Origin of the sequence: Stenotrophomonas sp. Y-13 (genome assembly GCF_046267925.1) — a bacterium.
Classification (GTDB): Bacteria; Pseudomonadota; Gammaproteobacteria; order Xanthomonadales; family Xanthomonadaceae; genus Stenotrophomonas; species Stenotrophomonas acidaminiphila_A.
In genome coordinates, this window is record NZ_CP176501.1 from 2,012,980 (window position 1) to 2,032,848 (window position 19,869).

Annotated in this window: 20 protein-coding genes and 1 tRNA gene; 4 read left to right on the forward strand and 17 right to left on the reverse strand. The window is 71.4% G+C overall.

The window, feature by feature from the left end; translation table 11 throughout:
- Positions 1-56 precede the first annotated feature (56 nt).
- From hisIE to hisS, 10 genes are all read right to left on the reverse strand, one after another.
- The gene (hisIE, locus tag ACJ7VY_RS09130; RefSeq protein ID WP_409475464.1) at positions 57-692 is read right to left on the reverse strand and encodes a bifunctional phosphoribosyl-AMP cyclohydrolase/phosphoribosyl-ATP diphosphatase HisIE; all 636 of its coding nucleotides are present in this window, start codon (positions 690-692) and stop codon (positions 57-59) included.
- On the reverse strand, positions 682-1,458 hold the full coding sequence (gene hisF / locus ACJ7VY_RS09135; RefSeq protein ID WP_409475465.1) for an imidazole glycerol phosphate synthase subunit HisF: 777 nt from the start codon (positions 1,456-1,458) through the stop codon (positions 682-684). The genes hisIE and hisF overlap by 11 nt, the downstream gene beginning before the upstream one ends.
- Positions 1,452-2,186 carry a 1-(5-phosphoribosyl)-5-[(5-phosphoribosylamino)methylideneamino]imidazole-4-carboxamide isomerase gene (hisA, locus tag ACJ7VY_RS09140; RefSeq protein ID WP_409475466.1) on the reverse strand — a complete coding sequence of 245 codons (735 nt, stop codon included), beginning with the start codon at positions 2,184-2,186 and terminating at the stop codon, positions 1,452-1,454. Before hisA ends, hisF begins: the two co-directional genes overlap by 7 nt.
- Positions 2,183-2,785 (reverse strand): imidazole glycerol phosphate synthase subunit HisH, encoded by a 603-nt coding sequence (gene hisH, locus ACJ7VY_RS09145; RefSeq protein WP_409475467.1) that lies wholly within the window; start codon positions 2,783-2,785, stop codon positions 2,183-2,185. The genes hisA and hisH overlap by 4 nt, the downstream gene beginning before the upstream one ends.
- Positions 2,782-3,855, reverse strand: coding sequence for a bifunctional histidinol-phosphatase/imidazoleglycerol-phosphate dehydratase HisB (hisB, locus tag ACJ7VY_RS09150; RefSeq protein WP_313248536.1), 1,074 nt, complete (start codon positions 3,853-3,855; stop codon positions 2,782-2,784). Before hisB ends, hisH begins: the two co-directional genes overlap by 4 nt.
- Positions 3,852-4,934 carry a histidinol-phosphate transaminase gene (gene hisC / locus ACJ7VY_RS09155; RefSeq protein ID WP_409475468.1) on the reverse strand — a complete coding sequence of 361 codons (1,083 nt, stop codon included), beginning with the start codon at positions 4,932-4,934 and terminating at the stop codon, positions 3,852-3,854. Before hisC ends, hisB begins: the two co-directional genes overlap by 4 nt.
- Complete coding sequence (gene hisD, locus ACJ7VY_RS09160; RefSeq protein ID WP_409475469.1) at positions 4,931-6,226, reverse strand: histidinol dehydrogenase; 1,296 nt, start codon at positions 6,224-6,226, stop codon at positions 4,931-4,933. Before hisD ends, hisC begins: the two co-directional genes overlap by 4 nt.
- Positions 6,223-7,134, reverse strand: coding sequence for an ATP phosphoribosyltransferase (gene hisG, locus ACJ7VY_RS09165; protein WP_313231018.1), 912 nt, complete (start codon positions 7,132-7,134; stop codon positions 6,223-6,225). Before hisG ends, hisD begins: the two co-directional genes overlap by 4 nt.
- 10 nt (positions 7,135-7,144) lie before the next feature.
- On the reverse strand, positions 7,145-7,471 hold the full coding sequence (locus tag ACJ7VY_RS09170) for a YerC/YecD family TrpR-related protein (RefSeq protein WP_161613731.1): 327 nt from the start codon (positions 7,469-7,471) through the stop codon (positions 7,145-7,147).
- Between the two features lie 123 nt (positions 7,472-7,594).
- Positions 7,595-9,001 carry a histidine--tRNA ligase gene (gene hisS / locus ACJ7VY_RS09175; RefSeq protein ID WP_161613730.1) on the reverse strand — a complete coding sequence of 469 codons (1,407 nt, stop codon included), beginning with the start codon at positions 8,999-9,001 and terminating at the stop codon, positions 7,595-7,597.
- A 109-nt stretch (positions 9,002-9,110) separates the two neighbouring features.
- Here hisS and ACJ7VY_RS09180 point away from each other — a divergent pair, with 109 nt between their 5' ends.
- Together ACJ7VY_RS09180 and ACJ7VY_RS09185 are read left to right on the forward strand one after the other, a co-directional pair.
- Positions 9,111-9,869 carry a Crp/Fnr family transcriptional regulator gene (locus ACJ7VY_RS09180; RefSeq protein ID WP_161613729.1) on the forward strand — a complete coding sequence of 253 codons (759 nt, stop codon included), beginning with the start codon at positions 9,111-9,113 and terminating at the stop codon, positions 9,867-9,869.
- 89 nt (positions 9,870-9,958) lie between these two features.
- Positions 9,959-10,402 (forward strand): hypothetical protein, encoded by a 444-nt coding sequence (locus ACJ7VY_RS09185; protein WP_409475470.1) that lies wholly within the window; start codon positions 9,959-9,961, stop codon positions 10,400-10,402.
- A 135-nt stretch (positions 10,403-10,537) separates the two neighbouring features.
- On the opposite strand, the gene thrC is transcribed toward ACJ7VY_RS09185, so the two are convergent.
- The 7 genes from thrC to ACJ7VY_RS09220 all read right to left on the reverse strand — a co-directional run bounded on the left by thrC (position 10,538) and on the right by ACJ7VY_RS09220 (position 17,697).
- On the reverse strand, positions 10,538-11,836 hold the full coding sequence (gene thrC, locus ACJ7VY_RS09190; RefSeq protein WP_409475471.1) for a threonine synthase: 1,299 nt from the start codon (positions 11,834-11,836) through the stop codon (positions 10,538-10,540).
- A gap of 43 nt (positions 11,837-11,879) precedes the next feature.
- Complete coding sequence (locus ACJ7VY_RS09195) at positions 11,880-12,815, reverse strand: homoserine kinase (protein ID WP_104938948.1); 936 nt, start codon at positions 12,813-12,815, stop codon at positions 11,880-11,882.
- Positions 12,816-12,826: 11 nt separating this feature from the next.
- Positions 12,827-15,337, reverse strand: a complete 2,511-nt coding sequence (gene thrA / locus ACJ7VY_RS09200; RefSeq protein ID WP_409475472.1) for a bifunctional aspartate kinase/homoserine dehydrogenase I — start codon at positions 15,335-15,337, stop codon at positions 12,827-12,829.
- 88 nt (positions 15,338-15,425) lie between these two features.
- Positions 15,426-15,557, reverse strand: coding sequence for a hypothetical protein (locus ACJ7VY_RS09205; RefSeq protein ID WP_409475473.1), 132 nt, complete (start codon positions 15,555-15,557; stop codon positions 15,426-15,428).
- 293 nt (positions 15,558-15,850) lie between these two features.
- Positions 15,851-16,783 (reverse strand): DMT family transporter, encoded by a 933-nt coding sequence (locus ACJ7VY_RS09210; protein WP_409475474.1) that lies wholly within the window; start codon positions 16,781-16,783, stop codon positions 15,851-15,853.
- Positions 16,784-16,866: 83 nt separating this feature from the next.
- Positions 16,867-17,568 (reverse strand): helix-turn-helix transcriptional regulator, encoded by a 702-nt coding sequence (locus tag ACJ7VY_RS09215; RefSeq protein ID WP_293763978.1) that lies wholly within the window; start codon positions 17,566-17,568, stop codon positions 16,867-16,869.
- A gap of 52 nt (positions 17,569-17,620) precedes the next feature.
- Positions 17,621-17,697, reverse strand: a tRNA-Arg gene (locus ACJ7VY_RS09220).
- Between the two features lie 152 nt (positions 17,698-17,849).
- Here ACJ7VY_RS09220 and ACJ7VY_RS09225 point away from each other — a divergent pair.
- Both ACJ7VY_RS09225 and ACJ7VY_RS09230 read left to right on the forward strand, forming a co-directional pair.
- A complete protein-coding gene (locus ACJ7VY_RS09225; protein WP_409475475.1) occupies positions 17,850-19,382 on the forward strand; it encodes an aldehyde dehydrogenase family protein in 1,533 nt (510 codons plus the stop codon).
- 198 nt (positions 19,383-19,580) lie between these two features.
- Positions 19,581-19,868 carry a DUF4190 domain-containing protein gene (locus ACJ7VY_RS09230; RefSeq protein WP_104938950.1) on the forward strand — a complete coding sequence of 96 codons (288 nt, stop codon included), beginning with the start codon at positions 19,581-19,583 and terminating at the stop codon, positions 19,866-19,868.
- Position 19,869 lies beyond the last annotated feature (1 nt).

Below are 19,869 nucleotides of genomic sequence, written 5' to 3' on the forward strand. Positions count from 1 at the left end.
GCGCCGCGCGCATGGCGCCAGGCCGCCCGGGCGCTCCGCCGCGGTGGCCGCATCACTCAGCGCGCCGCCTTCTCCGCCGCCTTGGCGTGGCGCTGCGCCAGCACCGCCACCGCGTCGTCCAGCGACAGCCCGCGCGCGCGCAGCAGCACGATCAGGTGGAACAGCAGGTCGGCCGACTCGCCCAACAACTCGTCGTCGTGCTGGACCACCCCGGCCAGCGCCGTCTCCACGCCTTCCTCGCCCACCTTCTGCGCGATGTGGCGGGTGCCCTTCTCGAACAGCTTGGTGGTATAGCTGTTGAGCGGGCGGTCGTGCTCGCGCTGCCGCACCAGCGCGTCCAGCGCGCCCAGGAACTGCCCCGGCGCATCGCCGAAGCAACTGCTGCTGCCGGTGTGGCAGGTGGGCCCGTGCGGGTGCGCCGTGACCAGCAGGGTATCGCCGTCGCAGTCGGCACGGATGGTCACCAGCTCCAGGTGGTGGCCCGAGGTCTCGCCCTTGGTCCACAGGCGCTGCCTGCTGCGGCTGAAAAAGGTGACCTTGCCGTCGCGCAGGGTCCGGTCCAGCGCGGCGCGGTCCATGTAGCCGAGCATCAGCACGCACAGTGTGGCCGCGTCCTGCACGATGACCGGCAGCAGCCCGCCGACCTTGTCCCAGTCCAGCGCGGCCGGGTCGAACGGTTTCTCAATAGACATCGCGCACCTCGATCTGTTGTTCGCGCAGGAAGCGCTTGAGTTCCGGGATGCCGATGGCGCCGGAGTGGAACACGCTGGCGGCCAGGGCGCCATCGACGTCGGCCTGCTCGAACACGTCGGCGAAATGGCGCGGTGTCCCGGCGCCGCCGGAGGCGATCAACGGCACGCTGCACAGGGCGCGGGCCTGGCGCAGCTGGGCGATGTCGTAGCCCTTGCGCACACCGTCGCTGTCCATGCAGTTGAGTACGATCTCGCCGGCGCCGCGCTGCTGCGCCTCGCGCAGCCAGTCCAGGGTCAGCCGCGCCTCGTCGCGGGTCCGCGCCGGGTCGCCGGTATACGAGCGCACGCGCCACTGCCCATCGGCTTCGCGGATGGAATCGATGCCGACCACCACGCACTGCTGGCCGAACGCTCCGGCCAGTTCGCCGATCAGCGCCGGCCGCTCCAGCGCCGGGGTATTGATCGATATCTTGTCGGCGCCGGCGTTGAGGATGTCGCGCGCGGTTTCCACGTCGCGGATGCCGCCGGCCACGCAGAACGGAATGTCGATCAGGCGCGCGACGCGCTCGATCCAGGCGCGGTCCACCGAGCGTCCCTCGGGGCTGGCGGAGATGTCGTAGAACACCAGTTCGTCGGCGCCCTGGTCGCGGTAGCGCAGCGCCAGCTCGGCGATGTCGCCCATGTCGACGTGGTCGCGGAAACGTACGCCCTTGACCACCCGGCCATCGCGCACGTCCAGGCAGGGGATGATGCGGCGGCTCAGCATGCCAGCGCCTCCTGCAGCCGCATCCGGCCCTCGAGCAGCGCTTTGCCCAGCACCGCGCCGGCACAGCCAGCGGCGCGGGCGGCGGCGACGTCATCGACATCGCGCACGCCGCCGGAGGCCTGCACCGCCACCCCGGGCAACAACCGCGACAGGTGGGCGTACAGCCCTAGGTTGGGGCCGGACAGCATGCCGTCGCGGGCGATGTCGGTGCACAGCAGGTGCCGCATGCCGGCCTGTGCATAGCGCACGGCCAGTTCGTCCAGGGTCACGTCGGCGGTCTCGGTCCAGCCATGCACCGGCAGGCGCCACACGCCGTCATCGCCCTGCCGCGTGTCCAGCGCGATCGTCAGCCGCTCGGCGCCGAATTCCTGCAGCCAGGCCAGTACCCGCACCGGCTCGCGCACCGCCAGCGAGCCGATCACCACGCGGCTGGCGCCGGCGTCGAGAATCCGCGCCACGTCGTCGCGGTCGCGCACGCCGCCGCCGGTCTGCACGTGCAAAGCGGTGCTCGTGGCGATGCGTGACAGCAGTGGTGCCAGGGTGTAGCCACCGGCGCGGGCGGCATCCAGGTCGACCAGGTGCAACCATTGCGCGCCGGCGGCGGCGAAGGCCTGCGCGCGCGGCAACGGGTCGTCGCCATAGGTCGTCTGCTGCGCGTAGTCGCCCTGCAGCAGGCGCACCACCTGGCCGTCGCGGATGTCGAGTGCGGGATAGACGGTAAAGCTCATGGAAAATCGGTCTCGATGAAATTGCGCAGGATGCGCGCGCCCGGCCCGGCCGAACGCTCGGGATGGAACTGCGCGCCGCACAGGCGGCCGCGCTGCACCACCGCGGTGAACAGTCCACCGTGGTGGCACGCGGCCACGGTATCGGAGGTGACCGGTGCGGCGTAGCTGTGCACGAAATAGGCGCTGGCGCCGGGTGTCACGCCGTCCAGCAGCGGCGACTCGCGCAGCGCAAGCAGCTTGTTCCAGCCCATGTGCGGTACCCGCACGCCCACCGCCGGGTGCAGGCGCCGCACCACCCCGGGCAACAGCCCCAGGCAGTCCACCCCGCCCTCCTCGGACCCCTCGAACAGCAGCTGCATGCCCAGGCAGATGCCCAGCAGCGGCACCTGCAGGTCGCGCAGCGGCTGCGCCAGTCCCTGCGCGTGCAGCCGGCGCATGCCCTCGGCCGCGGCACCGACGCCCGGCAGGATCACCCGCGAGGTGCCTGCAAGGTCGGAAGGCTCGCGCACCATGCGCACCGCCATGCCCAGCCGTTCCAGCGCATAACGCACCGAGCCGAGGTTGGCGCCGCCGGCGTCGATCAGCCCGACCGTGCTCACAACGCCCCCTTGGTCGAGGGCAGCTCGGTGCCTTCGCGGCGGATCGCCTGGCGCAGCGCGCGCGCCAGCGCCTTGAAGCAGGCTTCGACCTTGTGGTGGTCGTTGTCGCCTTCGACCTTGAGGTTGAGGTTCAGGCCGGCCGCATCGCACAGCGAGCGGAAGAAATGCGGCACCAGTTCGGTGGGCATGTCGCCCACCCGTTCGCGCCTGAACGCGCCGTCGAACACGAAATACGGGCGGCCGCTGAAATCCAGCGCGGCGCTGGCCAGGGTTTCGTCCATCGGCAGGGTGAAGCCGTAACGGCCGATGCCACGCTTGTCGCCCAGCGCCTCGCGCAGCGCCTGGCCCAGGGCCAGGCCGGTGTCCTCGATGGTGTGGTGCTCGTCGATATGCAGGTCGCCGCGTGCCTGCACCTCCAGCGCGAAGCCGCCGTGGCGGCCGATCTGGTCGAGCATGTGGTCGAAGAACGGCAGGCCGGTGTCGATCTTCGACGCCGCCACCCTGTCCAGATCGACGGCCACGCGGATCCGGGTTTCCTTGGTGTCGCGCTGCACGACGGCGCGGCGCGGCGCATCGGCCAGTTCGTGGGCGATGCCGTCCCAGTCCCAGTCGCCGCCGAACTGTGGGGTGCGCAGCTGGAAACCCCGGATCTTCATGTTGTCCGCGAACTGGATGTCGGTGGGCCGGTCGCCGACCATCGCCGAGCGTGCCCAGTCGATCGAGCGGTCCTGCAGGTACGGCAGCATCATGCCGATGCCCGGCTTGCGGTTGGGGCTGTTGTCCGCCGGCCAGCTCGGGTCCACCAGCACGTCGCGGAACACGATGCCCTGGCTGGCGAAGATCTGCAGCATCAGGTCGTTGGGACCGTCGAAACTGGCCTGCGGGTAGCTGTCGCTGCCCAGCCCGTCCTGGTTGGAGACGATCACGAACTGGTAGCCGGCATCGCGCAGGCGCAGCATCGCCGGGATCACGTTCCTGACGAAACGGATCTTCTCGTAGGCGTCGATCTGGAAATCGGCCGGCTCCTCGATCAGGGTGCCGTCGCGGTCGACGAACAGGATGGGGGTCATGGTGCGGACTCCAGCGTGGCAAGCACGCCCAGTACGCGCGCGTTCTGTTCAGGGGTACCCAGGGTGATGCGCAGCGCGTCGTGCAGCTGCGGCGCGCCGCGCTGGTCGCGCACCACCACCCCGGCGACCAGCAGCCGCTGGAACGCGGCTTCGGCATCGACCAGGCGCACCAGCAGGAAATTGGCGTCGGACGGGTACACCCGGCGCACGCCGGGCAGGCGTGCCAGCGCGGCGCCCAGGCGCTCGCGCTCGGCGCGTACCACGGCGATGCGTTCGCGCGTGCGCGCCAGCGCCGCGTCGGACAGCCCCTCCAAGGCCAGCGCCGTGCACGGCGCCGGTATCGGATAGGGCGCCTGGCAACGGCGCAGCACTGCGATCAGGCTGGCATCGGCGATCACGCAGCCAATGCGCGCGGCCGCCAGCGCATGCGCCTTGGACAGCGTGCGCAGCACGGCGATGTTGTCGTGGCGCGGCAGCAGGCTTGCCGCCGAAGGCTCGTCGGCGAACTCGGCATAGGCCTCGTCGACCACCACCAGCGCCTGCCCGCGCAGCGCCACGGCCACCTGTTCGACCTGCGCCAGCGTGATGCTCCGCCCGCCGGGATTGGAGGGCGAACACAGGAACACCAGCCGCGCGTTGCCCTGCTTGGCGGTGGCGATGATGGCCTCGATGTCCGGCACCAGGCCGGCCTCATCGTCGCGCAGCGGCACCTCCAGCGCCGGCGCGTTCTGCAGCCGCGCACTGACCGCGTACATGCCGAACACCGGTGGCGTGTACAGCACGCCATCGCGGCCGGGCACGCACAGCGCGCGCACCAGCAGGTCGATGGCCTCGTCGCTGCCGCGCCCGACCAGCAACTGCTCGGACGTACAGCCATAGAGCGTGGCCAGGCGCTCGCGCAGCGCCTGCGGCTGCGGCTCCGGATAACGCCGGCACAGCCCGCCGGCATCGCCGGGGTTGGGCCACGCCGATTCGTTGGCATTGAGCCAGATCTCGCCCTCCAGCCGGGTGCTGCGCGCGGACGCATACCCGGCGAAGCCGCGCAGGTCGTCGCGCACCAGGTCGAGCACGCCGCTCATGGCGCCACCTCCAGCCGCAGCGCGACCGCGTTGGCGTGCGCGTCCAGCCCTTCGGCGCGGGCCATCACCAGCGCGCACGGGCCGATGCCGGCAATGCCCTGCGCGCTGGCGGCCTGCACGCTGATCTGGTTCTGGAAGCTGGCCACGCTGACCCCGCTGTAGGCGCGCGCGGCGCCGGCGGTGGGCAGCACGTGGTTGGTACCCGAGCAGTAGTCGCCAAGCGCTTCGGGCGTGTAGTCGCCCAGGAACACCGAACCGGCCGCCTCGACCCGCTCCAGCCAGTCGCGCGGCTGGCGCAGCGCCAGGATCAGGTGCTCGGGCGCGTAGCGGTTGGAAATGGAGAACGCCTGTTCGATCGACGCGACCTGCAGCAGCAGCGAGGCGGCCAGCGCCTGGCGGGCGATGGCCTCGCGCGGCAGCCGCGCCACCTGCCGTTCCACTTCCCCGCGCACCGCGGCGATCAGCGCGGCGTCGTCACTGAGCAGCAGCACCTGCGAATCGGGGCCGTGTTCGGCCTGCGACAGCAGGTCGGCGGCGACGAACGCCGGGTTGGCGCCGGCATCGGCGATCACCAGCACTTCCGAAGGCCCCGCCGGCATGTCGATCGCGGCGGCGCCGGCCTGCGCCACCTGCTGCTTGGCCTCGGTGACGTAGGCGTTGCCGGGGCCGAACAGCTTGTCGCAGGACGGCACGGTTGCGGTACCCCAGGCCATCGCCGCGATCGCCTGCGCGCCGCCGATCTTGTAGACCCGGTGCACGCCGGTCAGGCGCGCGGCCACCAGCACCGCCGGGTCGGCGGAGCCATCCCGGCGCGGCGGCGTGCACAGCACCACCTCGCGGCAACCGGCCAGTTTCGCCGGCACCCCCAGCATCAGCGCGGTCGACGGCAACGGTGCGCTGCCGGCCGGCACGTACAGGCCGACGCGGGCGATCGGCCGGATGACCTTGCCGCAGACCACGCCCGGTGCGGTTTCCACCGAGTACGGCTGGGCCATGCCGGCGCGGTGGTAGGTGTCGATGCGCGCGGCCGCCTGCTGCATGGCGATGCGCAGTTCCGCCGGCACCGCCAGCTCGGCGGCGGCGAACTCGGCCTCGCTCACCTCGAAGCGCTCCAGCGTCACCCCGTCCAGGCGCGCGGTGATGTCGCGCAGCGCGGCATCGCCGCCCTCCCGGACCTGCTCGATCAAGGCCGCGACGGCGGCGCGGGTCCGGGTGGCCACGGCCTGCGCCGGCCGGGTCAGCGCGCGCGCCTGGGCGTCGGCATCCAGTGCATTCCAGTCGAGGATGTTCATGCCAGCGACTTCTCCACCGCCAGCACCATCAGCCCCTGCGCACCGGCGCGCTCCAGTTCCTCCAGCCGCTGCCAGCTCAGCGCGCCGTTGCACATGGTCTGCAGGCGCACCGCGCCACCATCGCCGGGCAGCCGCAGCAGCGGTTCGGCGTCGGGCAGCAGCCGCGCCAGCGCGTCCACGCGCTCCTCGGCGGCCGAGAACATCAGCAGTTTGCGGTCCTGCACCTTGCTCAGGCCGTCCAGGCGGCGCAGCAGCATCGCCATCAGCCCGGCGCGGGCGTCGTCCAGTTCACGCACCGGGCCGGCCAGCACCGCCTCGCTGTCCAGCAGCGTCTCCACCGGCGTGAGCTGGTTGGCCGCGAGCGTGGCGCCGCTGGACACCAGGTCGCAGATCAGGTCGGCGGTGCCCAGCCTGGGCGCGATCTCCACCGAACCGGACAGCTCCACCACCTGCGCGTCCACGCCCTTGTCCCGCAACCAGGCGGCCAGGATGGCCGGGTAACTGGTGGCGATGCGCTTGCCGGACAGCTGCGCCACGCCCTGCCACTCCCAGTCCTCGGGCACGGCGATCATCAACCGGCACTGGCCGAAGCCCAGGCCGCGCAATGGCTGGTAGGCATCGGCCAGGCCCAGCTGGCGGCGCGCCTTGGCCTGCTCGTCCAGTTCATTCAGTCCGACCACGCCCAGGTCGCAGACGCCGTCTGCGATCAGCCCGGGGATATCGTCGTCGCGCACCAGCAGCAGATCCACCGGCAGCGATTCGCCAAAGCAGAACAGCTTGTCGCGGCTCTGCCGCCAGCTCAGCCCGCAGGCGGCCAGCAGGCTGCGTGCCGGGTCGGCCAGGCGCCCGCTCTTCTGGATGGCGATGCGCAGCCGGTCGCGGGCCGGCGCGGAGGAGGAAGCACTCATGGGTCTTGTCTCAGTTGGATTCGGCTTTGCGCGCGGACAGGCGCTCGATGGCGACGGCATACCCGCCGGCGCCATGCTCGAGCGAGCGCGCGACCCGGCCGATGGTGGTCACGCTCACCCCGGTCAGGTCGTAGATCTCGCGATACGGCACGCCCTTGCGCAGCAACGGCACCACCCGCCAGCGGTCGGCCATCGCCTCCAGCTCGGCCGGCGTGCACAGGTCGCGCAGGAACGCCTGCACGTCCTGCGGCCGTTCCAGCGCGGCGAACGCGCGCGCCAGCGCCCTGAGGGAAGCGTCGGAAGCCTTTTCGCGGTCGGAGTCGGGGCGCGGTTTCATACGTACCAATGTAATAGCGTGCTAGTACATTAGTCCAAAAAAGGGCGCCGGGTCAAACGCCGGCGCCCCCTGGAAAGCAGAAGGCCCCGCGATGCGGGGCCTTCGGTTCAGCTTGCGCGGCGCTCAGCGCGCCATCGCCCGGGTCTGCTCCAGCTCCACCTGCAGGGTGGACGCCAGCTCGTCGCGGGCGACTTCGAACTGCTGTTCGCGCAACAGGTCCTTGACCGCGACCACACCGCGCGCCAGCTCGTCGTCGCCGGCCAGCACCACGAAGCGGATGCCGGCCTTGGCCGCGTACTGGAACTGCTTGCCGATCTTCTTCGGCTCCATCTGCACTTCGGTATTGATGCCGCCGGCGCGCAGGCGGCGGGCGATGTCCAGCGACTGCGGCATCGCCGCCTCGTCCATCAGCGCCACCATGGCCTGCACGCTGCTCTCGGCGATGCCTTCGATCAAACCGGCCTCGCGCAGCTGCCAGAACAGCCGGGTCAGGCCGATGGAAATGCCCACGCCCGGCAGCCGGCTCTTGGTGTAGTGGCTGGCCAGGTCCTCGTAGCGGCCGCCGGAGCAGATCGAGCCGATCTGCGGGTGCTCCAGCAGGGTGGTCTCGTAGACGGTACCGGTGTAGTAATCCAGCCCGCGGGCGATGGAGAAATTCAGGCAGTAGGCGTCCTCCGGCACGCCCAGCGCCCGCACCAGCTCCAGCACCTCGCGCAGTTCGGCGGCGCCGCTGCGCAGCGATTCGCTGGCGGCGGCACCAGCCTCGGCCAGCACCGCGTCGATCCGGGCCAACGCGTCGGCATGCGACTGCGAACGCACCTCGACGAAGGCGAGGATGCGCTCCACCGCGGCCGTCGGCAGGCCGAAATCCGGGCCGACCAGAGTGTCGCGCACGTAATCGGCGCCACGCTTGTCGAGCTTGTCGACCTCGCGCAGCACCAGCGCCTGCTGCTGCGGGTCGGACACGCCCTGGGCCTCGAAGAAGCCGCGCATCAGCTTGCGGTTGTTCAGCTGTACCGCGAAGCGGCCGATGCGCAGCTCGGAGAACACCGCATGGATCACCGCCAGCACCTCGGCGTCGTAGCGGATGCTCAGCGTGTCTTTGCCGATCACGTCCACGTCGCACTGGTAGAACTCGCGGAACCGGCCGCGCTGGGCGCGCTCGCCGCGGTAGACCCGCTGCATCTGGTAGCGGCGGAACGGGAAGGTCAACTCGTGCTCGTGCTCGGCCACGTAGCGCGCCAGCGGCACGGTCAGGTCGAAGCGCAGCGCCATCTCCGGCAGGCCCTTGTCGGCCGACCCGGCGGCGTTGGCCAGGGCCCCGGTGGACTGCACGAAATAGACCTGGCGCTCGGTCTCGCCGCCGGACTTGGTCAGCAGCACGTCGGACAGTTCGAACACCGGGGTCTCCACCGGCAGGAACCCGAAGCGCTCGTAGTTGCGGCGGATGACGTCCAGCATGCGCTGGAACGCAATCTGCTCGCGCGGCAGCAATTCCATGATGCCGGGCGGGGTACGGGGCTTGATCACGGGCGAAACTCCTGCAAACAGTGGGGGTGAGCGGACGCCAATTCTAGCGCCACGCCGCCCGCGCCGACCGCATGAAGTATCATGCGCCCACCTCCCCCGCTGCGACGCCATGACCCGGTCCGTCCCCGGTTCCGAGCCAAACTCCGTACCGCCCCCCGTTTCCGATGGAAGCGGCGCGCGCGAGTGCCTGCACTGCTCGGTGCGGCACCTGTCGGTGTGCTCGGCGCTGTCCTGCGACGAGGTGCGGGCACTGGAGCAGATCACCACCTCCATGCCGGTGCCGATGGGGGCCACCCTGGCCCGCAGTGGCGAGCCGCGCGCGCATGTGTTCACGGTGACCGAGGGCGCGCTGCGGCTGGTGCGCACGCTGGCCGATGGCCGCCGCCAGGTCAACGGCTTCGTGCTGCCCGGCGATTACGTCGGCCTGAGCGGCAGCGACCACCACCGCTACGATATCGAGGCCATCGCCGACAGCCGGGTATGCCGGGTGCCGACCACGCAGATGCGCGACCTGCGCCAGCGCTACCCGCACCTGGAGCGCAAGCTGCTGCAACGCGCCTGCCAGGAACTGGATGCCGCGCAGGACAATGCCTTGGCGCTGGCGCGGCTGCAGCCGCCGGAACGGCTGGCCGACTTCCTGCTGCGGCTGGCCGCGCGCGAGGCAGCGCTGGGCCAGGTCGGCAACCGCGTGGCGCTGCCGATGGGCCGCGGCGACATCGCCGACCACCTCGGCCTGACCATGGAAACGGTCAGCCGCACCTTCACCAAGCTGCGCCAGCAGGGGCTGATCGCCCTGCCGCAGCTGAACGTGGTCGAGATCCTCGATTTCACCGGCCTGCAGACGCTGGCCAACGACGACCTGGGCTGAGCCCGGACGGCGTTTGACGTCCCCCGCCCCGGCCCTGCAAGCTGGGCGCGACCGCCGCGCCACCGCCGGCGGCTGACCCGGGAGGCCTCATGTCGCGCCCTATCGCCACACTGCTCTCGATCGCCATCGGCATTGGTTTCATGCTGCTGGTCCTCAATGCCTGGCCGGCCATCGCCGCCCATAACACGCTCCCCAGCCGGCTGGCACAGGCCGGGCTGTCCGGCAACGCGTGGTACGCCGCATTGACCGTGCAGGACTTCGTGCTCAACGTACTGCTCGCGCTGCCCGCGGCCTGGCTGCTGCGGCGACTGGGCCGCGGGCGGCTGCGCTTTCATTGCGCGCTGGCGACGCTGACGTTCGCCACCGCATTCACGGCGGCGGCCGGGCTGCCGGTGTTCGCGGCCGGGGGCTTCGTCATCGCCGGCTGGCTGCTGATGCTGGCCGCGCTGCCGGTGGCGACCTGGCTGCTGGGCCTGTCGGGGCGCAACCGGCACCGGCCGGCCGGCCGCCTGCCGCGTCCGCGCGCCGCCTGAGGCCACGGGCCAGCCTGGCACCATTTTCGCCACGCCGGGGCCAACGCCCGCCGCCGCTGGCGCGGCGGGCACTTGTCCACAGGCTTTCCTCGCCACGCTCCACATCCGCTGTGGACAACGCGGCGACCGCATGCATCAGCGCAGCAGCGCGTCGCGCAGCGCGGCGTACTCCGGCGCGCAGGGCTCGGCCTGGGCCGGGCGCCGCAGCAGTTCGGCCAGCGCCGGCGGCACCGCCACCTCGCGGCCGATCAGCGGCTCGACCACGGCCTCGAACTTGGCCGGATGCGCCGTCGCCACCACCGCCCAGTGCTCGTGCGCGGCAGCCTCGCCGCTGGCGCGCAGCTGCTCGAGCACCCGCACCGCGGTGGCGGTGTGCGGGCACAGCACCTCGCCATGCCGCTGGTGGCGCGTGGCGATGGTGTCGGCGATGGCGTCGTCATCGACCGCGCGCGCGACGAACTGGGCACGCAGCACGGCGTCGTCGCCGGCATGCAGCCAGCGCAGCCGCTCGAAGTTGCTGGGCGCGCCGACATCCATGGCGTTGGCCAGCGTGGCCACGCTGGTACGGGCCTGGTAAGCGGCACCGGCGAAGTAGTCCGGCAGCACGCGGTTGGCGTTGGTGGCCAGCACGATGCGGCCCAACGGCACGCCCAGCGCACGCGCCATGACCGCGGCCATGGCGTTGCCGAGGTTGCCGGTGGGGACGACGACGTTCAGCAGCGTGTCCTGTGCGGCCTGGTGGGCCAGCGCCGCGTGGGCGTAGTACGCCATCTGCGGCAGCAGGCGGCCGAGGCTGATGCTGTTGGCCGAGCTCAATGGCACCCGCGCCTGCAGCTCGGGGTCGTTCAACGCCTGCTTGACCATGGCCTGGCAATCGTCGAACGCGCCGGCCACGCGCAGCGCGCGGATGTTGCCGCCCAGGCAGCCCAGCTGGTGCGCCTGGCGCGGCGACACCCGTCCGTCCGGGTACAGCACCACCACCTCCAGCCCGGGCTGCCCATGGAACGCGGCGGCGACGGCCGCGCCGGTGTCGCCGGAGGTCGCGACCACGATGGTCAACAGGCGCTCGTGGCCGGCACGCAGCCGCGACAGGCTGGCGGCCAGGAAGCGCGCGCCGAAATCCTTGAACGCGGCCGTGGGGCCGTGGAACAGCTCGAGCACGTGATCGTTGCGGGTGACCAGGCGGCGCAATGGCGCGGGGAAGTCGAACGCCTCGGCACAGATCCGCGGCAGCTCCGGCTCCAGTCCGTCGCCGGCGAAGAATGGCTGCAGCAGCGTGGATGCGGTATCGGCCAGCGAAGCGCCCGCCTGCAGGGTCCGGGGCGCCGGCATCTGCTGCGGCACGTAGAGACCGCCATCGGGCGCAAGGCCGGCGGCGATGGCCTGGCTGAGCGTGGCGGCGGGTGCGTTGTTGCGGGTGGAGATGAAGTGCATTGGGAGAGGATTCCGTGAAAGCGCCCCGCGGGAGGGCGGGGATTCAAAGCAGGCGCGCGCCCGGGCTGTCCAGCGGCGTCACCCAGCTCTGGCTGTCGAAGCCGGCAGCGGCGAAAGCGGCCCGCACCTCCGCTGCGGCGGCCTGCGCGGCTTCGGCGGTCTCGAACCATGCGAACACGCTGGGGCCGGCGCCGGAGATGCTGGCGCCCATGGCGCCGGCCGCCAGTGCCGCCTGCTGGGCGGCGGCGAAGCCGGCGATCAGCGGGGCGCGGCGCGGCTCGACCAGCACATCGCGCAGGCCCGCGCGGACCAGCCCGGCGTCGCCGGCATGGCAACCGGCCAGCACCAGCGCCAGGTTGGTGCTCTGCGCGACGAATTCCCCGAGCGCATAGCTTCCCTGCAGCGCCGCGCGCGCGCGACGGGTTTCCAGCTGCGCATCCGGATGCACCAGCAGGCTGTGCCAGTTTGGCGGCACCGGCACCGGCACCAGCCGCTCCAGGGTGGACAGCACCAGTCCGCCCAGGAACATCGGCCCGAGGTTGTCGCCATGGCGGCTGCCACTGGCCACGGCCTCGCCGTCGAGCGCATGCAGGTACAGCTGGTCCCGGCCCAACGGCGCATCCAGCAGCGCATTGGCCGCGACCAGCGCGGCCACGCACGAGGCCGCCGAGCCGCCCATGCCGGAACTGAGCGGGATGCCCTTGTCGATCTCGATCTCGAACCCGAACGGCAGCGCCAGTGCCTGCCGCAGCGCGATCAGCGCCGCGCCGGCGGTGTTGGCCGCCGCCTGTCTGGGCAGGTCCACGGCGGTGCCGCGGATCGCCGCGATGCGGACCTCCGGGGCGTCGATGCGGCGCACCGTCACCGTATCGCCGACACCGGCCACGGCATAGCCGAGCAGGTCGAATCCGACCGCCACGTTCGCCACCGAGGCCGGGGCGAAGGCGCGCGCCTCGTCCCGGCCGGCGGCGGACTGCATTGCCTGCCTGCTCACAGTCGCGCCCCCTCCCCCGCAGCCACCCGCAGCACGTCGGCGAACACCCCGGCGGCCGTCACTTCCGGGCCAGCGCCCGGCCCCTGCACCACCAGCGGATTGTCACAGTAGCGGCGGGTGCGGAACTGCACCACGTTGTCGGTCAGGCGCAGATTGGCGAAGGCATGATCGCCGGGCAGTTCGACCAGGCCGACCGTGGGCCGCTGCCCGGGCTCGAAACGCGCGACATAGCGCAACACATTGCCGCGCCCGCGGGCGTCGGCCAGGCGCTGGTCGAAGCCGGCATCGACCTCGTGCAGGCGCGCCATGAAGGCTTCCACGCCGCCCTGCTGCAGGTCCGCGGGCACCAGGCCCTCCACCGCCACGTCCTCCAGGCTGAGCGCGTGCCCAGCCTCGCGCGCCAGGATCACCAGCTTGCGCGCCACGTCCACCCCGGACAGGTCGTCGCGCGGATCCGGCTCGGTGTAGCCCATCGCCCGCGCCTGCGCGACCAGCTGCGAGAACGGCACGCTGCCGTCGTATTTGTTGAACAGCCAGGCCAGGGTGCCGGAGAAGATGCCGGCGATCGCCGTCACCTCGTCGCCGGTATCGACCAGGTCGCGCAGGGTGGTGATGACCGGCAACCCGGCCCCCACGGTCGCCTCGTAACGGAAACGCGCGCCGGTGGCGGTGGTCGCCTCGCGGATCGCCTGGTAGCGCGCCAGCGGGCCGGAACCGGCCTGCTTGTTGGGCGTGACCACGTGGATGCCGGCGGCCAGCCAGCCGGCATAGCGGTCGGCCACGTCCGCGCTGCCGCTGCAGTCGATGACCAGGGTATGCGGCAGGCGCGCGGACAGCAGGTGCTCGGTGAAGCGGTCCAGGTCGGCCGGCTCGGCGCTGGCCTCGAACGCGGCCTTCCAGTCGCCCTGCACGCCGCGTGCGTCCAGCAGCATGCGGTTGCGCGACAGCACCGCGCGCAGGCGCAGGTCCAGCTTTGCCCGCGCCAGCAACTGCGGCTGCGCCAGGTGCAGCTGCTGCAGCAGCGCGGCGCCGACGTTGCCCGGGCCGATCACCCCGACCGAGAAGGTCTGCGGCGACAACCAGAATCCGGCATGCGCGGCGCGCAGCGCCTTGGTCGCGTCGCCGGCATCGATGGCCACGGAGATATTGCGCTCCGACGAGCCCTGGGCGATGGCCAGGATATTGACCTGCGCCCGCCCCAGCGCCTCGAACAGGCGCGCGGCCACGCCCGGCTGGCCGGCCATGCCGTCGCCCACCGCGGCCAGCACGCTCACGCCCTCGGTCAGCTGCACCCGCTGCACCTGGCCGGCGGCCAGTTCGTGCGAGAACGCCTGCACCAGCGCATCGCGGGCGCGCGCCGCCTCGGCCTGGCGCACCACGCAGCAGATCGAATGCTCGGACGAGCCCTGCGAGATCATCACCACCGATACATGCGCGTTGCGCAGGGCCGCGAACACGCGCTCGGCGGTGCCCGGCACGCCGATCAGGCCGGTGCCTTCAACGTTCAGTACCGCCAGCTCGGGGCTGAGCGTCAGCCCCTTGATCGGCCCCCTGCCGGCACTGACCGCGGTGATGCGGGTACCCGGATGCTCGGGGTGGAACGTGTTGCGGATGATGATCGGCAGGCCGCGTTCGATCGCCGGGGACATGGTCTGCGGGTGCACCACCTTGGCGCCGAAATAGGCCAGCTCGCAGGCCTCGTCGTAGCTCAGCGCCTCCAGCTGCACGGCCTCGGGCACCACCCGCGGGTCGGCCGACAGGACACCGTCCACGTCGGTCCAGATGTGCAGCTCGTCGGCGGCGAACAGCGCGGCGAAGATCGCCCCGGAAAAATCGCTGCCGTTGCGGCCGAGCGTGGTGATGTTGCCCCGGCGGTCGCGGGCGACGAAGCCGGTGACCACCAGCCGCCGCGCCGGGTGCGCGTCGCGCCACAGCGCCAGCTTGGCGGCACTGGCCTTCCAGTCCACGTCGACCCCGAGCTCGCCGTGGTCGACCACCAGCACCTCGCGCGCGTCCAGCACGTCGGCGTCTTCGCCCAGCGCCTGCAGGTGATGGCCGAGCAGGTGCGCCGAGAACACCTCGCCCAGGCCCTGCACGCGGTCCAGCACTTCCCGGGGCAGCTCCCCGATCACCGCCAACGCGGCCAGGATCTCGCGCAGGCGGTTGAAGCGCGCATCCAGCCACTCGATGGTCGGCCCGGCGTTCTCGGCCAGCAGCGACACCGCCGCGGCACGGTGGCGGGCGCGAAGCTCATGCCAGCGCTCGTCCCAGCCGGCGTCGGCGGCCGCTGCCGACCGCGCCAGGTCGATCAGTGCGTCGGTCACTCCCTTCATCGCCGACACCACGGCGACCTGCAGGTCCTCGTCGCGCGCCAGCAGCAGCCGCGCGACATGGCGGTAGCGGTCGGCGTCGGCCACCGAGGTGCCGCCGAATTTATGGACCACGCTGCGGACGACGGCGTCGGTGGCGGGAGCGGGAGCGGGGAGCGGAGCGGCAACTGGCGACATCGGATGGACCTCGGCTGGAGGCCCCGACACGCATCAGGATGGGAGCCCCCGCATCCTGATCCGGGTGCGGGGCCGTGGTTTTCGGAAATTACGCGAAGACGACGGGCCGCACCGGGCGAGTGGTGACGGTAATGGTGGTGGTGGTAATGGACAGGCCGCAGCGATCGCCCGGCAGCGCGCCTGCGGGCGGCGGGTCGATGGCGAAGAAGGGCGACGGCATGTGCATGCGACCAAGAGGACACCAGCGATGAATGCGCTGTCAAGTGCTGCGATGCAAAACACGACTTGCAAGGATCGTCGGCGAACACGCATGCATCGGTTGCAAATGTCATCAACGCCGATCATCGGCCATCAGGCCCGCAAGCACCGGCAAAAGCCGCGCCCGGGCGCCGGAGTGGCCGCAGCGGCCCTGCCCTGCGACGGGTGCACGGCTGCGCCCGGGGGGCGCCCCCGCCGGCACGGCGCCCGCCGGATCTGCGCGGAACGCGCACCTGCGCCCGGGTCGCGGCGCCGTCAGTGCTGTGCCAGCGCCTCGGCCGCGGGCCGGTGCGCGGCCGCGGCCAGCACCACGCCGGCCAGGAGGCAGCCGGCGGCCAGCAGCTCCAGCGGCAACGGCCAGCGCTGCTGCCAGAGAAAGCGGTAAAGCAGGCCGAACAGCGTCTCGAACACGATCATCTGCCCGCCCAGGCTGAGCGGCAGCGCACGACTGGCGCGGTTCCAGCAGGCATTGCCGAGGATCGAGGCCAGCACCGCCACCGCCGCGGCGACCAGCCAGAACAGGCCCCACTCGGCGGCAGGACGGCCCTGCCCGCCCCCCGCGAATGCCAGCGGCGCCACCAGCAGAGCCAACGCGCCGGTGGCCACCCCGGTCAACAACGACCAGTCATGCCCGGACACCTCCGGGCAGCGTGCCAGCCAGCGCGCATTGCCGACCGAATACACCGTCCACGACAGCAGCGCGCCCACCGCGCACAGCAGGCCGACCAGGCGCCGCCCGGTACTGGCATGCACGTGCGAGGACGCCATCGCCGCCCAGCCCATCAGCACCACCCCGGCCACGCACAGCGCCAGCGCCGGGGCCAACTTCGACAGCGGCACCGCGCCCGGTTCGCGCGCGGCGGTGACCGCCACCAACACCGGCACCATGCCCACGATCAGCGATGCCGCCGCGCCACCGCTCCACTGCACCGAAACCGACAGCAACACGTAATACAGCAGGTTGCCCAGCAGGCTGAGCCAGGCCAGCGCGGTCCATTCGGTAAGCCCGATGCGCGAACGCAGGGCCGGCCAGCGCGGCACCAGCAACAGCAGCGCCAGGGCGCCGTAGACCAGGTAGCGCGCGGCCGCGAGCTGCAGCGGCGCGAACCCGGACAGCACCGCCGGGGCCAGGAACACCACGCCCCACAGCGCCCCGGAAGCCACGCCGTTGGCGATCCCGACACTCATCGAACGATTCACGCCTGCCGCACCCTTGCCCTGGAGAACGGCGCGCAGTGTAGGCACCGCGGCGGGCCGCGTCTTGACCCGGACTACTGCCGGGCCCGCCATTGCCGTGGCGTTCGCCCGCTCTCGCGACGCAGCGCACGGGTGAACGCACTGTGCTCCGAGTAACCGGCACGCTGGGCGATGTCGCTGATGCTGGCGTCGCTGCACAGCAGCTGCCGCCTGGCCCAGCGCAGCCGCGCGGCGCTGACCCAGGCCAGTGGCGGCAGCCCGAACTCGCGCACGAACAGCGCGTGCAGGCGACTGCAACCGACCCCGGCCAGGGCCGCCATGCGCGCCACCGACCAGTCCAGCCCCGGCGCGGCCACCACCGCGCCGCACACGCCCTGCAGCCGCGCGCCACTGCCGGCCGGGGCGAAATGCCGCAGCAGGTGCGGCAGCGGGTCGCCCAGGGTGCGGCTGCCAGGCAATCCCTGCAGGCGCTGGCGCATGGCCGCCGGCAGCGCCAGCCAGGGGCGGCGGTACAGATGTTCGAGCGTGTCGTCGTCGAGCACCCCGGGCGCACAATCGACGACCAGACAGCAGTTGTCGCCAAGCACGTCCAGGTCGTGGGCCTGCCCGGGCGCGACGAAGGCGCCCAGCAAGCAGTCGAGGTGGCCACCGGCGCCACCCACCTCGAACGGCAACTCGCCGCGCACCGGCAACACCCACTGCGCATGGTCGTGGCATTCCAGCCCGGTGGGCCGGAGGTAGCGACGCAGGTGGGGGGTGCTGGCGCTGGCGGACATGCGGGCGGTCTGCGCAGGGAGCGCCGCGGGCATCGCGCGGCAGGCGGATCAATGGCGGCCCCGACACGATTCGAACGTGCGACCTGTCCCTTAGGAGGGGACCGCTCTATCCAGCTGAGCTACGGGGCCTGCGGACGCGTATTGTGGCATGCCGCCCCCGCATCCGGCATCCACCCGGGCCAAGAAGCGTGCGCGGCTCTGCTAAAATCGCCGTTCTGCACGCCGCACCCCACCGTTGCCAGCGGCTGCGCCCCCCCAACGCAAAGCAATCAGGAGATTTCATGTCCTTCGAAATGCTCAAGGCGCTCGGCCTCGAGGCTTCCAACGCTGGCACCTACCTGGGCAATGGCCAGTGGTCAGCGGCCACCGGCGCGGGCGTGCTCTCGCCGCGCAACCCGACCACCGGTGAAGTCATCGCACAGGTGCAGGCCACCACCGAAGCCGATTACGAGACCGTGATCGCCCGCGCGCAGGAAGCCTTCAAGGCGTGGCGGACCACCCCGGCCCCGCGCCGTGGCGAGGCCGTGCGCCTGTGCGGCGAGGCACTGCGCAGGCACAAGGACGCGCTGGGTTCGCTGGTCGCCCTGGAAATGGGCAAGTCCAAGCCGGAGGGCGACGGCGAAGTACAGGAGATGATCGACATCGCCGACTTCGCGCTGGGCCAGAGCCGCATGCTGTACGGCTACACCATGCACTCCGAGCGCCCGGGCCACCGCATGTACGAGCAGTACCACCCGCTGGGCCTGGTCGGCATCATCTCGGCGTTCAATTTCCCGGTCGCGGTGTGGGCCTGGAACGCGTTCCTGGCCGCGATCTGCGGCGACGTCTGCATCTGGAAGCCGTCCAACAAGACCCCGCTGACCGCCATCGCCACGATGAGGATCTGCAACGAGGCGCTCAAGGAAGGCGGCTTCCCGGACATCTTCTTCCTGATCAACGATGCCGGCACCGCGCTGTCGGAGAAGCTGGTGGACGACAAGCGCGTGCCGCTGATCTCCTTCACCGGTTCCACCCAGATCGGGCGCATCGTCAATGAGCGCGTCGCCCATCGCCTGGGCCGCTGCCTGCTGGAACTGGGCGGCAACAACGCCATCATCCTCGACGAGACCGCCGACCTGAAGCTGGCCGTGCCGGGCATCGTGTTCGGCGCCGTCGGCACCGCCGGCCAGCGCTGCACCACCACCCGCCGCCTGATCGTGCACGAATCGATCTACGACAACGTGCTGGCCACCCTGGTCAAGGCGTACAAGCAGGTGGAAGGCAAGATCGGCGACCCGACCGACCCGGCCAACCTGATGGGCCCGCTGAACAGCCCCGAGGCCGTGCAGCAGTTCCTGGCCTCGATCGAGCAGGCCAAGGCCGCGGGCGGCACCGTGGAGACCGGCGGCACCGCCATCGACCGCCCGGGCAACTTCGTGCTGCCGGCGATCGTCACCGGCCTGAAGAACAGCGACCAGATCGTCCAGCACGAGACCTTCGCGCCGATCCTGTACGTGATGAAGTACACGACCCTGGACGAGGCCATCGACATGCAGAACGGCGTGCCGCAGGGCCTGTCCTCGTCGATCTTCACCACCAACCTGAAGTCGGCCGAGAAGTTCCTGTCCGCGGCTGGCAGCGACTGCGGCATCGCCAACGTCAACATCGGCACCTCCGGCGCCGAGATCGGTGGCGCGTTCGGCGGCGAGAAGGAAACCGGTGGTGGCCGCGAGTCCGGTTCGGACGCGTGGAAGGTCTACATGCGCCGCCAGACCAATACCATCAACTACTCCGACTCGCTGCCGCTGGCCCAAGGCATCAAGTTCGACCTGTGATGGCGTCGGCCTTCGGCTGCTGACGACGGCGCCGCGGCGGCATGGCCGCGGCGCCTGGTACTGCCGGTAGCCGAACCAGGCTGGTGCCGCGCCGGATCGGGGCGGCAGACGGCAGCACAAAGGCAACGGCGGGCCACCCGCCGCTGCTTCCCTCTTCCACCGGGAGAGCGACCCCAACCCCAGCAATGGAGTCCAACCATGAGCATTCCCGCACCACGACAGACCAGCAGCTATGCCGTGATCGCCCTGGTCGCCGGCATCCTCGGCTGGACCCTGCTGCCGCTCCTGGGCAGCCTCGGCGGCATCATCTTCGGCCACATGGCGCGCGGCGAGATCCGCCGCAGCAACGGCCAGCTCGACGGCGACGGCCTGGCCATCACCGGGCTGGTGCTGGGCTGGGCGTCGGTGGCGCTGTGGGTGATCGCCATCCTCGCCTTCATCCTGTTCTTCGGCGGTCTGGCCTGGCTGGCCACGCTGAACGCCTGAG

Coding starts and splice junctions, on each gene's coding strand:
- hisIE (WP_409475464.1), bottom strand. CDS start 692: ATGTCTATTGAGAAACCGTTCGACCCGGCCGCGCTGGACTGGGACAAG.
- hisF (WP_409475465.1), bottom strand. CDS start 1,458: ATGCTGAGCCGCCGCATCATCCCCTGCCTGGACGTGCGCGATGGCCGG.
- hisA (WP_409475466.1), bottom strand. CDS start 2,186: ATGAGCTTTACCGTCTATCCCGCACTCGACATCCGCGACGGCCAGGTG.
- hisB (WP_313248536.1), bottom strand. CDS start 3,855: ATGACCCCCATCCTGTTCGTCGACCGCGACGGCACCCTGATCGAGGAG.
- hisC (WP_409475468.1), bottom strand. CDS start 4,934: ATGAGCGGCGTGCTCGACCTGGTGCGCGACGACCTGCGCGGCTTCGCC.
- hisD (WP_409475469.1), bottom strand. CDS start 6,226: ATGAACATCCTCGACTGGAATGCACTGGATGCCGACGCCCAGGCGCGC.
- hisG (WP_313231018.1), bottom strand. CDS start 7,134: ATGAGTGCTTCCTCCTCCGCGCCGGCCCGCGACCGGCTGCGCATCGCC.
- ACJ7VY_RS09170 (WP_161613731.1), bottom strand. CDS start 7,471: ATGAAACCGCGCCCCGACTCCGACCGCGAAAAGGCTTCCGACGCTTCC.
- ACJ7VY_RS09180 (WP_161613729.1), top strand. CDS start 9,111: ATGACCCGGTCCGTCCCCGGTTCCGAGCCAAACTCCGTACCGCCCCCC.
- ACJ7VY_RS09185 (WP_409475470.1), top strand. CDS start 9,959: ATGTCGCGCCCTATCGCCACACTGCTCTCGATCGCCATCGGCATTGGT.
- thrC (WP_409475471.1), bottom strand. CDS start 11,836: ATGCACTTCATCTCCACCCGCAACAACGCACCCGCCGCCACGCTCAGC.
- ACJ7VY_RS09195 (WP_104938948.1), bottom strand. CDS start 12,815: ATGCAGTCCGCCGCCGGCCGGGACGAGGCGCGCGCCTTCGCCCCGGCC.
- thrA (WP_409475472.1), bottom strand. CDS start 15,337: ATGTCGCCAGTTGCCGCTCCGCTCCCCGCTCCCGCTCCCGCCACCGAC.
- ACJ7VY_RS09205 (WP_409475473.1), bottom strand. CDS start 15,557: ATGCCGTCGCCCTTCTTCGCCATCGACCCGCCGCCCGCAGGCGCGCTG.
- ACJ7VY_RS09210 (WP_409475474.1), bottom strand. CDS start 16,783: ATGAGTGTCGGGATCGCCAACGGCGTGGCTTCCGGGGCGCTGTGGGGC.
- ACJ7VY_RS09215 (WP_293763978.1), bottom strand. CDS start 17,568: ATGTCCGCCAGCGCCAGCACCCCCCACCTGCGTCGCTACCTCCGGCCC.
- ACJ7VY_RS09225 (WP_409475475.1), top strand. CDS start 17,850: ATGTCCTTCGAAATGCTCAAGGCGCTCGGCCTCGAGGCTTCCAACGCT.
- ACJ7VY_RS09230 (WP_104938950.1), top strand. CDS start 19,581: ATGAGCATTCCCGCACCACGACAGACCAGCAGCTATGCCGTGATCGCC.